General features: G+C 37.2%; 10 protein-coding genes. 4 read left to right on the top strand and 6 right to left on the bottom strand.

Going from position 1 to position 14,992, the window contains the following annotated elements:
• Positions 1 to 26: 26 nt before the first annotated feature.
• The 3 genes from ASF92_RS18665 to ASF92_RS18675 form a co-directional block, all read right to left on the bottom strand.
• A complete protein-coding gene (locus ASF92_RS18665; protein WP_056096897.1) occupies positions 27 to 860 on the bottom strand; it encodes an AraC family transcriptional regulator in 834 nt (277 codons plus the stop codon).
• Between the two features lie 83 nt (positions 861 to 943).
• Positions 944 to 2,803, bottom strand: coding sequence for a M1 family metallopeptidase (locus ASF92_RS18670; protein WP_056096900.1), 1,860 nt, complete (start codon positions 2,801 to 2,803; stop codon positions 944 to 946).
• A gap of 65 nt (positions 2,804 to 2,868) precedes the next feature.
• On the bottom strand, positions 2,869 to 3,816 hold the full coding sequence (locus ASF92_RS18675; protein WP_056096903.1) for an exonuclease domain-containing protein: 948 nt from the start codon (positions 3,814 to 3,816) through the stop codon (positions 2,869 to 2,871).
• A 181-nt stretch (positions 3,817 to 3,997) separates the two neighbouring features.
• Between ASF92_RS18675 and ASF92_RS18680 the strand changes: the two genes are divergently transcribed.
• Together ASF92_RS18680 and ASF92_RS18685 are read left to right on the top strand one after the other, a co-directional pair.
• Positions 3,998 to 5,971, top strand: a complete 1,974-nt coding sequence (locus ASF92_RS18680; RefSeq protein WP_056096905.1) for a DUF3857 domain-containing protein — start codon at positions 3,998 to 4,000, stop codon at positions 5,969 to 5,971.
• A complete protein-coding gene (locus tag ASF92_RS18685) occupies positions 5,971 to 7,878 on the top strand; it encodes a DUF3857 domain-containing transglutaminase family protein (RefSeq protein WP_056096908.1) in 1,908 nt (635 codons plus the stop codon). Before ASF92_RS18680 ends, ASF92_RS18685 begins: the two co-directional genes overlap by 1 nt.
• A gap of 136 nt (positions 7,879 to 8,014) precedes the next feature.
• Here the strand turns inward: ASF92_RS18685 and ASF92_RS18690 are convergent, their stop codons facing one another.
• On the bottom strand, positions 8,015 to 9,475 hold the full coding sequence (locus tag ASF92_RS18690; protein WP_056096910.1) for an SDR family oxidoreductase: 1,461 nt from the start codon (positions 9,473 to 9,475) through the stop codon (positions 8,015 to 8,017).
• Positions 9,476 to 9,684: 209 nt separating this feature from the next.
• Here ASF92_RS18690 and ASF92_RS18695 point away from each other — a divergent pair, with 209 nt between their 5' ends.
• Positions 9,685 to 10,479: a murein L,D-transpeptidase catalytic domain family protein gene (locus tag ASF92_RS18695; protein ID WP_056096913.1), complete on the top strand. Its 795-nt coding sequence runs from the start codon at positions 9,685 to 9,687 to the stop codon at positions 10,477 to 10,479.
• Here the strand turns inward: ASF92_RS18695 and ASF92_RS18700 are convergent.
• Complete coding sequence (locus ASF92_RS18700; RefSeq protein ID WP_056096916.1) at positions 10,476 to 10,916, bottom strand: hypothetical protein; 441 nt, start codon at positions 10,914 to 10,916, stop codon at positions 10,476 to 10,478. The genes ASF92_RS18695 and ASF92_RS18700 overlap by 4 nt on opposite strands.
• A 241-nt stretch (positions 10,917 to 11,157) precedes the next feature.
• On the opposite strand from ASF92_RS18700, the gene ASF92_RS18705 reads away from it, so the two are divergent.
• Positions 11,158 to 12,996 (top strand): DNA topoisomerase 3, encoded by a 1,839-nt coding sequence (locus tag ASF92_RS18705; RefSeq protein WP_056096919.1) that lies wholly within the window; start codon positions 11,158 to 11,160, stop codon positions 12,994 to 12,996.
• 79 nt (positions 12,997 to 13,075) lie between these two features.
• On the opposite strand, the gene ASF92_RS18710 is transcribed toward ASF92_RS18705, so the two are convergent.
• On the bottom strand, positions 13,076 to 14,983 hold the full coding sequence (locus ASF92_RS18710) for an AAA domain-containing protein (RefSeq protein ID WP_369817118.1): 1,908 nt from the start codon (positions 14,981 to 14,983) through the stop codon (positions 13,076 to 13,078).
• Positions 14,984 to 14,992 lie beyond the last annotated feature (9 nt).

Here is a 14,992-nt window from a genome sequence, read left to right on the forward strand (position 1 = left end):
AAAATTGTATAATTGGGACATTTAATCTATCGGGTAAAATTCCAGAATATATCCTCAGAGCCAACTACTTTACCCTCTTTAAAAAACTGTGATGGCGTTAAATTGGTTAGTTGCTTGCAGGCTTTTATAAAGTGTGACTGGTCTGCATAATTTAACTGATAAGAAAGTGAGCCATAATTATTTTCCTTAACAGCATTTAGTTTAAAATCCATTAACTGTCTGAATTTTAAAATCTTTCGATAGGTTTGTGGTGTTGTGCCAAGGTACTTCTGAAATAATCTGTTCAAGTGTTTTCTACTAATACCTATTTTGGTTTCGGCGAGTACATCTATACCTAATTCATTTTCTGGTTGATGCAATAATTCAATTGCTCTGGTGACATATAAATTTTCAATGTTGTTGAAATTCCTTGAAAGCGCTTTCTCAAGCATATCTATTGCATAGTCAATATTCCGTTCAGCAAAAAGTCTCCGTAAAAAATCGTTTTCGAAAAACTGAAAAGATGGAGATGAGGTTATCTTATTCATTTTGATATCCTGCCTAAGAAATTGATTTATGCCAAATGGGTTGAAGACAATTCCTATCTTATAAACAGGTCCTTTTTGCGTTACCCTTAAAATTTCTTCGCGGATCGGGGTAAAAATTTGAAGTGGCAAACAGCCATTACTAAAAGTTATTAAAGAATGTCCTTCATCAAAACTTGAGACATGACTTTTATATAAAGAGATGGTATTATTGTAGTGGGGATAACAGATGTATTCATTAAAATAACCCTCATTATCAGCTATGTCAATATAATAATAGCTGATGTATTTTTTAAGGATTTTATCTTTTGGTTTTATTGTTTCAAATATTCGCATCAGTTAGAAGACATAATTTCCTTAATGATGTTGCATAATATTAAAAAACATTCACAAACAATAATCATGAATGTCTGAATATATTAATTCACAGAAAGACTATTATCTGATTTCACTTTGTCAGGGGTATGCGGATTTCCCATTACCACCTTAGTTAATTTCTTATTTGTTTTCACATCAATTGTAGTTTGATTATTTCCTTTTTCCCAAACACCTATGGTACTGTGATTTTTTTCCATAGAACCATCCTCATAGGTTAGTGTTAAATCAATTGGCAAGGCTTTAACTCCTTTGTTTTCGATTATGATTGCATAACCGGTTGCCGTTTTAGTTGCCGATTTAATAGCCATATCTACAACACCGCCTTCAAAAAACCAGGGTTTCCAAAACCAGTTTAGATCTTTTCCGCTGCCCTGATTCATACTGTAAAAGAAATCGTAGGGCATTGGGTGTTTGCCATTCCAGTTTTCTATGTAATTGTGAAGTGCTTTAGTAAACAAATCATCACCCAGATAATCTTTAACAAAAAGATAAGCTAAACCTGGTTTCGGATAAGAGTTTGTAAAAGAACCAGAACCTTTTAAATCGGGTGTTAAAGTCATAATGGGTGAATCATCTTTACTGCCGGAACTCGATGCCGTTGGCTGAATGCCATATTCATCAACAATTGTCGAATCTATCATGGGTGAAATCAGCCACTCACCTATTGTTGCCCACCCTTCGTCCATCCAGCCGTATTTTGTTTCGTTAATGCCCATGTAAAATGGAAACATGGTATGAAAAATTTCATGGTCGGTTAGCGTTATTGCGTCTTCTCTCTTATCAACAGGATTGTCATTCACCATCATTGGGTACTCCATTTGGTCTAAACCATCAAAAACCGTTTCATGGTTATAGGGATAAGGCCACTTAGGGAATTTATAACTCATCGCTTCTACCGTTTTACGGGCAAAGTCGATCACTTCATAGTAATCTTTATGTTTAGGGTTAAATACAGCGTCTACTCGGGTACGCCTTTTCGTAGCCGGATCCACAACCAAACTCGATGATTTCCATAAATAATGATCACTCAACGCAAAAACAAAATCCGTAACATTTTTTGCCTCGAATTTGAATGTGTTAAAAGCTTTTGGTTGAGTTACTTTTTTAGCTGCCAAATCGCTTTCAGTTATCACATCGACAACAGCGTCATTTTTCTCCGCTGAATTTATTCTCGAAACAATTTCCTTTTGGAAAACATCCGAAGCGTTTTTCAAATCTCCCGTTGCCCAAACGCCATAACCACCGGGAACAGTAACCTCGGCCTTGAAATTATCGAAATCGTTATAAAACTCTTCGGCACCTGTATAAGGATATTTATTCCAGCCGTCAACATCATCGTAAACAGCAATTCTCGGAAAGAAATAAGCGACAAAGTGCGAACCCTCGTCCACTTGACCGGTACGCATGTGCGAACCTTTATTCAACGTGTAATTATAAACTAACACAAATTTAATGGATTTTCCAGGCAATACAGCCGGAACTTTAACCGTCATGTTGGTACCATTAATATTGAAATCCGTTAAGACTTTACCATTTGCCGCAAGTTTTTCGATAGCAACGCCTTCACCTAAATCGGCCTCAGCAAAACGGGCTTTTCTTGGCGTGCCTTTCTTATATAAATTTGGATAGAGCTTAAACCATATCTCTTTTAAAGTATCAGGACTGTTATTGGTATAAACCACATCAACAGTTCCTTTCAATAATCGGGTTAAAGGATTAAAATCTACTTTTAAGTTATAATCCGAACTATTTTGCCAATAGTTTTTCCCCGGCCTACCGTCTATACTTCTGGTATTTTTCTGATAAGTCTTTTGAAAAACGTCCTCCACCGGAAGTTTAACCTGTGCTTGTGCACAATATGCCGAAAGCAGCAAAAAACTCAATATTTTTGTTAAATTCATATAAGATCAACTATTCAATGATAGGATTTACTTATTGCTATTCACTATAAGCTTCATGCTTTAAGCTATTTACCAAATTTCATTTTCAACTGCTCCAGCATATCGGTATTAATTGGCTGGGCAGGTTTTTCTTCAACTTTTGGTTTGTTGTAAGCAGGTTTATTTGCAGGCGGGGGATTTTGAGGCTTCGGCTGCCTGTTTTCGTTCTTTTTAGCATTAAATTTTGCCCATTCCTCATCTAACTTCTTTTTAGTGTATAGAGGAAAGTCACCCTGTTTCATCCATGCATAGTAACTTGGTTCAACAGAAAAGACCTGTTGTGTCGTTTTGCCCTTGTGTTTTCCAAAGTTTATGCAAACTTCATCTTTATCATTATAAACTAGTCTGCCCGCAAAGTCTACAGGCCTGTTGATGTTGGTAAAAGTATGTAAAGCATCAACATCGTTAACTACAGGCTTGCTCTTTACACCCTGTTTATCTTCGAAATCTTTATCCTGATACATTTCCAACTGTCCTAATAACACCTTATATGTTGCAATAACATCGGCTTCCGCAGCATGCGCATTTACCAGGTCATCGTTGCAATAAAACTTATAAGCCGCTTTTAAAGTACGCTGTTCCATCTGATGGAAGATGTTCTGAACATCAACGAACTTCCTGCCATTCATGTCGAAATCCACTTCAGCTCTTAAAAATTCCTCGAGCAACATCGGAATATCGAATTTATTTGAGTTATAACCGGCTAAGTCGCTGTCTCCTATAAAGTCAGCGATTTCTTTTGCAAGTTCCCTAAATGTGGGCTCGTTGGCAATATCTTCGTCGTAAATACCATGGATTAAGGATGTTTGTAAGGGTATAGGCATTTCCGGATTAACACGCCAGGTTTTCACCAATTCTGAACCATCAGGCATTGCTTTTAAAATCGCAATTTCAACAATCCTATCTGCACCAACATTAATACCTGTTGCTTCAAGATCAAAAAAAGCCAGAGGGCGTTTTAAATTTAATTTCATTATTTAAGCTATGAGATTGAGGTATCCTTAAATGAATACCGTAAATATTTCTTTAATCAAAAGTGCTAAAAAGGATTGGTTAGTTCTAAACAAACTATGCACAAATTTTAAAATTTAATTGGCAAAATATTTCTTAATGTAGCGCTGTAAATTTAAATTGCGATGAATTAACCAAACTCAAATGCGAAAAATTTCCCTGCTCATAATCTTTTCTTTTTCCCTTTTTACAACCTATGCACAAAACTTTAATTTTGGCACAATTACGCTCGACGATATCGATTTCGACAGAAATAAAATAGATAGCAATGCAAATGCTGTTGTTTTGAAAGAATTTGGAACAGCATCGGTACAAATTAGCGACAGAACAGGTAGCACCGAGCTGATTTTTGAATACCACGTAAAAATTAAAATTTTTAATAAAGAAGGCTATGAACAGGCCAATGTTGTTATCCCAACTTATAAAGATGGAACTCGTGAAGAGTTGATAAGTGCCATCAGAGCATCTACGTTTAATTATGAAAACGGTGGTTTTGTGGAATCTGTGATGGATAAGAAATCTATTTTTACAGAAAACAAATCGAAGTACACGGTATTAACTAAATTTACGCTTCCAAATATTAAGAATGGTTCGGTTATAGAATACAGCTATCGTTTAGAATCGCCTAATCTTTTTAACTTTAAAACCTGGGAATTTCAAAGTGATATCCCAAAAGTTTACAGCGAGTATCTGGTTTACATCCCCGCAATTTATAACTACAATGTTTCATTAAGAGGATTCAACAAATTAAGTGATACCAGAAGCGAACTGGCCAAGGAATGTATGAGAATTAATGGTACGCCTATAGATTGTTCCAAAATCTGGTACATTATGAAAAACGTTCCTGCTTTCGTTGAGGAAGATTACATGACGGCCGCATCCAACTTTAAATCAGCCATCCATTTCGAGCTTTCTGACCAACAAATGTTATACGGCGGCAGTCAGAAATATACCAAAACATGGAAGGACATTGATTATGAACTGACAAGTGAAAAAAGCCTGGGTGCTCAAATGAAAAGAAAAGATTTGTTTAAGGATGCTATGCCAGCAATTCTAAAAAACTCTACTGATGATCTGAGCAAAGCCAAGGCAATTTTCGAATACATTAAAAAGCAAATTAAGTGGAATAATTATCTCGGAAAATATAGTGAAGACAACATTAAGAAAGCCCTGGATTTGCGTTCGGGCAATGTGGCAGATATAAATCTGAGTTTAATCTCTGCTTTATCGGCAGCAAATTTAGATGCCGAAGCGGTTATACTCTCCACACGCGAAAATGGAATAGTTAACAAGCTTTTCCCCGTGATAAGCGATTTTAATTACCTTATTGCTAAAGTAAATATAAATGACAAAAGCTACCTGCTTGATGCCTCTGAACCTTTAGCGCCTTTTGGTTTATTACCATTACGTTGTATAAATGATCAGGGCCGCGTTATCAACTTGAAAAAACCTTCTTATTGGATTGATTTAGTTGCGGGACAAAAAACATCAACCAGTTATATTATGGAAGGTAAATTAGAAGCAAACGGGAAGATTAAAGGAACAATCACAACACATTCAACTGGTTATGCCGCACTTAACAAACGCACGGAAATTAAGAAATACAGTTCACCAGATGAATATGTAGAAAGCCTTGATGAACGTTTACCTAAAATTCAAATTTTAAAGCAGCAAATAAAAAATATTGACAGTATTGAAAATATCCTGACAGAAATCTACGACGTCGAGTTTTCGCCTATCGCAAACGCTTCAAATGATGATCTGTTTTTCAATCCGTTTTTTATCAATCCGGTTTCCAAAAATCCATTCAAATTAAGTATGAGAACATATCCTGTCGATTTGGGCGCTGCTTCTGATGAACGTGTGATTATAAACATTGTATTACCCGGAAAACATGAAATGACGGAAAAACCGAAAGACCTTGCCATTGGCTTGCCAAACGGCGGCGGAAGGTATATGCTAAAGACGCTGGTGGAGGATAATTCGCTATCATTTAGTCAGATTTTACAATTCAACAAGGCTATCTATCAACCAGATGAATATCCTTACCTGAAAGAATTCTACAGTAAAATTATTCAGAATCAAAAAGCAGATGTGTTATTAAAAAAGACTAAATAATGAAGCCGATATTTATATTTTTTAGTCTGATATTTTTAGCAATAACAGTTTTTTCTCAAGAAAACTATGACAGTGACTTAATCCCATCAAACTTAAAAAATCGTGCAAATGCCACGATAAGAAAGGAAGAAACAGTAATCGACATGCGTGCACCAGATAATGTGATATTGAGTGTCAAAAAAGCAATAACCGTGTTAAATAAGAATGGTGATGATAAAGCAAGGTTAGTTTTGTTTTACGATAAAAGTACTTCAATTAAAAGTATTAACGGCGAAGTTTATAACGCAGCCGGAATACTTACAAAAAAATTTACACAAAGTAATTTCAGTGATGAAAGCGCAGCGGATGGCTTTTCGCTTTTTGTTGATAGCCGGGTTAAGCATTACCTGCCCTCCGAAAATGTTTACCCATATACGGTTGTTTACAATTATGAAATCAGGTTTAAACAAAATTTAATTATTCCGGACTGGGTTCCTCAAGATGAAGATGATATTTCAGTTGAAAAAAGCAGCTATACGTTTATCAGTAAGCCAACAGATGAGCTTCGAATTAAAACACAAAGCTTTGAAGGTAAGCCTGAAGAAACCATAAATGATAAACAAAAGATACTGGTTTGGAAAGTGACAAATCTACCCGCAGTGAGACCTGAGCCGTATAGTCCAGGCAGGAAAAGTTATCAAACATCCGTGAAAATTGCGACTAAGAATTTCACCTACTACAACCATAGCGGAAGTTACACAAACTGGCAGGAATTAGGGAAGTGGAACTACGATGATCTATTGAAGAACAAAAAGAACTTACCGCCGGCCACCGTTCAAACCATTGCAGAATTGGTTGCCAACGAAAAAACTGATAAAGATAAAGCCAGAAAAATTTACGAATACATGCAGAAAAAAACACGTTATATCAGTGTTCAAATTGGTATCGGTGGTTTCCAGCCAGTAAGCGCTTCGGAAGTTGACAGGCTTGGCTATGGCGATTGCAAAGCTTTGGTAAATTACACACAAAGCCTTTTGGATGTTGCCGGTATCGAATCTTATTATTGTATTGTTGAAGCCGGTAATAAAAAGGTGAGCCTCGACCCAAATTATGCAAGTATGGTGCAGGGAAACCACATAATATTGTGCATGCCCTTAAAAGGTGATACAACCTGGCTCGAATGTACCAGTCAGAAAATTCCTTTTGGTTTTTTGAGCACATTTACTGACGACAGACTTGTCTTAGCGTGTACAAAAGATGGCGGAAAGCTTTTAAAGACCCCAAAATTAAGCACAGCGGAAAACCTTCAAATTAGAAATGCTGAGCTGAAAATCCTGCCTAATGGCAACGTTATCGGGACTATGAAAACAACATTCTCTGGTTCGCAATATGATAATAATGAAGAGTTAATTGAAAAAGCACCCTTGGAGCAAAAAAAACTATTAGCCAAGGTTTACGACATAGATAATATTAATTTTAATACTGTAAATTATATTCAGAGGAAAAATACAGACCCGGAGATAATTGAAACTATAAATTTAGAAATGCCACATTACGGTACAATAAATAACAACAGATTATTTTTGAAATTAAATGCTTTTAATGTTCAAAACACCATTTCTGAAGTCCGAAACAGAACTAAACCGGTTTATATTAACCGTGGCTTTACCGATGAAGATACAATTGTTTACAACCTTCCTGATGAGATAGAAAAAAATTTACTACCTGAAAGTGATAAAAAACTGAAAAGTATTTTTGGCGAATATACCTGCAGAACTATTTTAGATGATAAGAAATTAATCTTCTATAGAAAACTTGTGATGAATGAGGGAACCTTTCCACCGGAAACATATGCTGAGTTTTTTAAGTTCACAACAGAAGTTAATACAGCAGATAATTTAAAGCTGATACTTAGCTTAAAAAAATAATTCCAAGGGTAATGCCGATTATCATTATTAAATACATCAGAATTTCTGTTGTAGCAAACCGTTTGTATTTAGTCCAGAAAGAATAATCTTTATCTTGATTTGGCATTGTAAATTATTTGACGCCAAAAATAAGGATTTAGATTCGCTTTTTATCGACTGGCCTGTATGTTGTAATCTGTTTAGCCATACCTTTAAAAAGTATAATGTGAAAAGGCCACATAGCGTACCAATACATTCGACCCCAGAGACCTTTCGGTCGGAAAGTTGCCACTTGGGAAAGAAATGCTTTGCCATGAAAATCGAGGAGCTTTAATTCGAGCCACGCCTCGCCCGGCACTTTCATTTCAGCATATAACAACAATCTCTTACTCTCTTTATCCGCTAATAAAACCCTCCAAAAGTCTAAAACGTCTCCAGGCTGAATGTCTACATTACTTGTTCTACCCCGTCTCGTGCCAACACCGCCAAACATTTTATCTAAAAAACCCCTTAAATGCCATAGCCAATCCATATAATACCAACCCCGGTTACCACCTATACTCCAGATATTTTCAAACACTTCTTCAGCTTTACGCTCGAAAGGCATTTTAACCTTATACTCCAAAGTTCCATTTTGAGGAACTTTTATCTGGTCCATGAAATTCGAGCGCAGGTAACCCCGGTTCAAGGCATCTTTCCAACTGGAAACAATTGAGTTCTGGTCAATTTTTTCGAATGCTAAATGCAAGCATTCAGCGTAGGTCAGGCACTCTCGAGGTACCACATCTTTAATCCGATCATCTTTGCAAATCACTTCGTTCTTCATACTATCAACCAAGCTTCTGGCTAAAGAGTACGGAACAGGTGTGATCATGTTTAGCCATAAGGAAGAAAGCCTTGGTGTTAAAACAGGAACAGTAAAAATCCAGCGCTTAAGTCCGCGTTCTTTTGCGTAACCGAACATCATTTCTTTATAAGTTAGAATATCCGGTCCCCCAATGTCAAACGTTTGCCTATATGCTTTTTCGTTATGAAGAACGCCTATTAAATAGGCCAATACGTCACGGATTCCTATAGGCTGACATTTTGTATCAACCCACTTTGGCGTAACCATAACGGGTATTTTTTCTGTTAAATCTCTTATAATTTCAAAAGATGCACTGCCTGAACCAATGATTATTGCAGCTCGTAAAATAGTACAGGCAAGCCCTGAAGATTTTAACTCCTCCTCTACTGCTAATCTTGAACCTAAATGTTTTGACAGGTGTTCATCATTGGCAATACCCGTGAGATAGATAATTTGTTTGCAATTAGTCTTCTTAATTGCAGATGCAAAATTTGATGATGATTGACGTTCCATATCATCAAATTCAGAACCACCAGACGACATCGAATGAACCAGGTAATAGGCTGCATCAATATCAACCGGAATTTCTGAAAGACTTTCTTTTTCCAATAAATCGCCGCTAATAATGGTTACCTGTTCACTTAAATCAGATTGAGTAGCAAAACGTCTTTTATCGCGGACAAGACAAACTATTTCGTGCTTTTCTTCTAGCAACAGCGGCAATAACCGTGTTCCAATATATCCATTTGCACCTGTAAGCAGTATTTTCATTTCGAAGGATGTTATTGATGAACAGTTAAATACGAGATTTGTTACGGAGTTTTAACGATTGTCTTCTTAATTGCATTCCCTTCAACCATGCTGCATGGAAGTCATGTCAATGTCAAACGAATATCTATGAGCCTATTTGAATTATGTCTTTGCAATAATGCGCTGATTATAACGTATAAATAGTTCATTATCAAATCAAGAACCCCTGAATGAGTAAAAAAATTACGGGCATTGTTGCATCCTTTCTCTTGGGTATCATTATTGTCGGAACGAGTTGGAAAGCGGTGGAGCAACCACACAAAGGACAAAAAATAACTGAACAAAATAAAAATTTATCACAAGACAGTCTCTATAACAATTACCTCAAGAACCTTTATCACGCAGTACATCTGGATTCTGCAGGTTTAAACATCCGTGTTTTTGAAAAAGCGCTTACGGGTTTTTACAACATTAAAGCGCAGCGGTTTTTGCCAATGAAATCCATACTGACAATTGCCGATTTTGACCAGGAAAGCCGTAAAAAAAGGTTATACATCATCGATTTGGATAAAAAAGAATTGATATTAAACACCTGGGTCGCTCATGGACAAAACAGTGGGGGCGATAAACCTGATTATTTCTCTAATGTTATAAATTCAAATTCTAGTAGTCTTGGTTTCTATTTAACGGGAGAAATTTACTACGGTAAGCACGGTCGATCGCTGAAATTAGATGGTATGGATTACGGTTTTAATAACAATGCCCGTGAACGTGCCATCGTTGTTCACGGTGCAGATTATGTTTGTCAGGAAAGCATAAATAAATTGGGCCGATTAGGCAGGAGTCAGGGTTGTCCCGCGGTCCCAACAAAATTAGCGAATAAGGTGATTAATACGATAGCGGAAAAAACTGTGTTGTTTATTAATAATTCAGCGCAGTCTTACACGTCAAATTATCTGAATGAAACCTTAGCTGCCAGCATGGCATTGAATCAGCAGGAAGTTTTGGCTTCGAATATGGATTAATTTTTCAGGTTTTTATTGCTGATATTTTTCGGGAGGAACATTGAAATAATCGATTTAAAGTGAGCAAGAAAATCCCACACCCATCTGTTGGTATCGAACATTTCTTCACCACAATCGATTATTTCAGCCCTTTCAATCCCTTTCTGAATTAAATTCTGAATCCATTTTATTTTAAGATTTCTCTTTAACAGCAATCCGAAATAATCACTGTAAACATGTGCCCATATTTCAACCATAAAAGAATTATCAGAAATTTTTAAACCTTTATTAAACTCTTTTTGGTAATCCGTTTTAATGAATTTCACGAGTTCTAACGTTCTAACCCTGACACCACCATCAAGGTAACGCCATAAACCTTTATCGCTGTAGACCCGAATTAAACCATCATCAAGGCAAACTTTAATATCACAGTTTCTTAACTCGTAAACTTTATCCATTTCAATTTATAATATACGTTAGACAGATGATGGTGCAAATTGTTATTCAAATCGACAAAATTATCTGTCAAATAACTTATAAAATTGTGTTAATCGTGTTCTTTCGTAAGCTTCCTATTATCAGCAACTTGCTCATATAGAAATTAGTTCCTGGGCCGTTTAATAAACATTGTGAGTAAAATTTTAGTCGTAGCCAGCATAATTTTAATCATATTTGGGATTTGAAAAACTGAACCAATTAATGAAGATTGTAATTGCAGAGAAGCCTTCTGTTGGTCGTGAACTTGCAAAAGTTTTCGGCGCCACGACAAGAAAAGACGGATATATTGAGGGAAAAGGGTATTCATTTACCTGGGCATTCGGGCATCTTTTACAATTAGCACCTCCACAAGATTATGGTTTTATTGGCTGGCGGAAACAACACTTACCCATGTTGCCGGCAAAGTTTAAACTTGCGGTTAGAAAGATAAAAACGAAAGATGGTTTTATAGAAGACCCGGCCGTCCGGAAACAGCTCGATACCATCAAAAAGCTTTTCGATGAAGCGACAGAAATTATTGTTGCTACTGATGCCGGGCGTGAGGGAGAGCTTATTTTCCGCTATATTTATTACTACCTGAAATGTAAAAAACCTTTTAAAAGACTATGGATTTCATCGCAAACAGATGAAGCAATAAAAGATGGTTTCAGAAATTTAAAGCCTGGGACAGATTACGACACACTTTTTAATTCGGCACATTGCCGATCGGAGTCTGACTGGCTTGTTGGTATGAACGCTACACAAGCACTGAGCATATCTGCAGGTAACCGAACGGTACTTTCATTAGGTCGCGTGCAGACACCTACCCTCGTTATGATTTGCGCCAGGTTTCTTGAAATAAAAAATTTTGTACCGCAAACTTATTATCAAATCAGCATTTTGCTTACCAAAGATGAGCAGACTTTTAAAGCTGTTTCGATAAGTAATTATAAAAATAAGGAAGAGGTTGAAGCGATTTTTAAACTTGTAGAAGATGTACCTTCAGGATGTAACAATGGTGGTAATATTACGGCCGTAGAAGCAAAGCCAAGAAAAGAACCGCCACCGCTTTTACATGATTTAAGCTCTTTACAACAGGAAGCGAATAAGAAAAAAGGCTTTACGGCAGACCAAACGCTTAACATTCTGCAAAATCTTTACGAAAGTAAACTGGTTTCTTATCCCCGTACCGGGAGCCGCTATATCGGTGATGATGTTTTTGCGGAAGTACCTGCTTTGATTGAGAAATTTACAAATCATCCTGATTTCGGAAAACAGGCCCAGTTTTTACAAACCATCAGCTTAAATAAAAGGAGCGTAAATGCTAAAAAAGTAACCGATCACCATGCAGTGCTTCCTACCGGTGTAGAAGCCTACGGTTTAAGTACTGATAAACAAGCCGTTTACGACATGGTTGTTGGCAGGATGATCGAAGCCTTTCATCAGGAATGCCTGAAAGAATTAACTAAAATTACCGTCCAATCCGGAACTTCATTTGTTGCAAATGGAACGGTAATCCGCTCTGCGGGCTGGCGTTCTGTTTTTAATGAAACCGACGATGATAAAAAAGACGAAGATAATGCAGCCTTACCAAAGGTCGCTGTTGGTGAACAGTTACCCATAACAGAAAAGGCTTTGCTGGAAAAACAAACCAAGCCAAAGGCGATGTACAATGAGGCTTCTTTATTAAAAGCCCTGGAAACATCAGGAAAGGAAATTGAAGATGAAGAGTTGCGTTATGCCATGAAAGACAGTGGTTTAGGAACACCTGCTACCCGTGCATCGATAATTGAAACCCTGATTACCCGGGAATACATAAGTCGAGAGAAACGAAATTTAATACCTACGAACAAAGGATTAGCTGTTTACGAAGTCGTTAAGGATAAACAAATCGCACAAGCTGAATTAACCGGGCAATGGGAAAAACGACTAGAGGAAATCAGGACAGGAGCATCTGTAAAAGACTTTAAGGCTGAAATAACAGAATATACAAAAAACATCACGAACGAATTGTTAATCGCCGGCACCACGATATCAGCTAAACTGCAAGAGTCTACCTAAAAAATACTGGGTAACTAAAACGCATAACATTTCCAGGGTACTGACAAATCTTCGCGCAACGATGAGTGGCCAGAAAATATTACGTTCCTACAAATTCCCATGCACTGTGGTAAGCGTTCAAAGCTTCGCAATATTTTATAAAATCATCGTAAAATACCGATCTTGATAACGTTGCCCCGTCGCCGATAACAACCAGTTTCTTTCTTGCTCTGGTCATGGCAACATTCATTCGTCTAATGTCAGACAAAAAACCGATTGAGCCGTCTGAGTTGCTTCTGGTTAAGCTTATGTAAACCGCATCGCGTTCCTGTCCCTGAAAACTATCTATCGTATTAATCGAGATTTTATCTGCGTGGGCCATTAAAACCGGATTCGACAGCATCAGCTCTTTAAGCAAATGAACCTGCTGTTTGTATGGGGAAATAACGGCAATAGAAGGGAAATCGGATGATACCAGCCGTTCTGATTGCTCAACAAGTTTTGTTAAATGCTTCAAAAGGAAGGAGGCTTCATCCGGATTTGTTGTACTTGTACCATCCGCTTTTTCATCGAAACTACAGCCTGCGGTATCAATAAACATTAAAGGACTATCTTCCGGAAACAAAGTTCGGTTTGCAACAGCAGGGTTTGCCCTCAACTTATCCTGATAAAAAATTTTAGATGAGTAACCCATTATCCGGGTATTCATCCGATACTGCTCATTCAGCAACACAACACATTCAGGATGCATCAAAACAGATTTTTCAAGTAATGTTGTACTAAGTCCGTTTTTTGCTGCTTGATTTGATTTTATTGTTGGCGATAACTGAAAATGATCGCCCGCGAAAATCACTTTTCCGGCCTTTAATATGGGAATCCAGCAAGCCGGCTCAAGCGCTTGGCCGGCTTCATCGATTACTACAGTGTTATATTTTAAATTTTTAACGGTGTAATGGTTCGAACCGACCAGTGTGGCCGTAATAATCTGGGCATTATTGAAGAGATTATCCATGATGTACTTTTCGGAATTTTCAATCTCACGGCCAATTTTATGAGCTTCATCAAATAAAGCTTTTCTTTGATCGCGTTCTGCTTTTCCAAAGCTGCGTTTGTATTTGTGAGCCATATTTTTGTACTCATTCGCCTGCTTCTTCAAAGCTTTTATGGACTTCATTTCAGGATGTTCAGCCATTTTATAATCCAGTGTAGCATGAATTAAATTTTCTGAAACACGGGCAGGATTGCCAACACGAATGACATTTAATCCCTCTTCTGATAACTTTTCCGTAAGTAAATCAACTGCAGTATTACTCGGAGCGACAACCAGTATCTTCTTCTCCTGCTTGCTTAACGCTTTAATTGCCTGCACCAAGGTTGTGGTTTTACCTGTTCCCGGTGGACCGTGAACAACAGCCAGGTCTTTTGCTGATAAAATTTTATTAACTGCTTCCTGCTGAGAATTATTTAATTTATCAGATGTAAACTCATAGAAAACACGTTCAAAATCAGCTTTTTCTCCTTTAGTTAAAACGTTTATTAATCTATTTTTCGAATCATCATCTGCCAGCAAAGTTGCCTGTTTCAGTGCATTTTGCATTTCGTCATAACTGTTGTTATCGAAAAGTAAATCAACACCAAGCTTACCGTCTTTGCTCCAATCCGGCAATTCATCCAATCGCAAACTAATTTTCATTTTATTACGACTCAAGTGAGTTATCGTACCATCTATCCTATCTGTTTTAGCATCGTGATTGGAAAACAAAACCACGGCCGACCCAAATCGAAATTGCTGTGATAAATCCTGATGTGTTGTGCGCTCGACTTCGATAGTCAGGTAATCGCCCCGGCCTACCTCGGTGTTTCGAATAGCGATGGGATACCAGGTTAAACCTAAACTTCGCCTTTCGGCGGCTGAAGTGTTTTCGGTTAATTTGATAAATAATTCATGATCAGTCTTCCGCTCCATATTGAGCAGTTCCTGAAGTCTTCTAAAATAATCTTTTGGCAAAGTATAGGT

It is taken from the genome of Pedobacter sp. Leaf176, assembly GCF_001424305.1.
GTDB lineage: Bacteria > Bacteroidota > Bacteroidia > Sphingobacteriales > Sphingobacteriaceae > Pedobacter.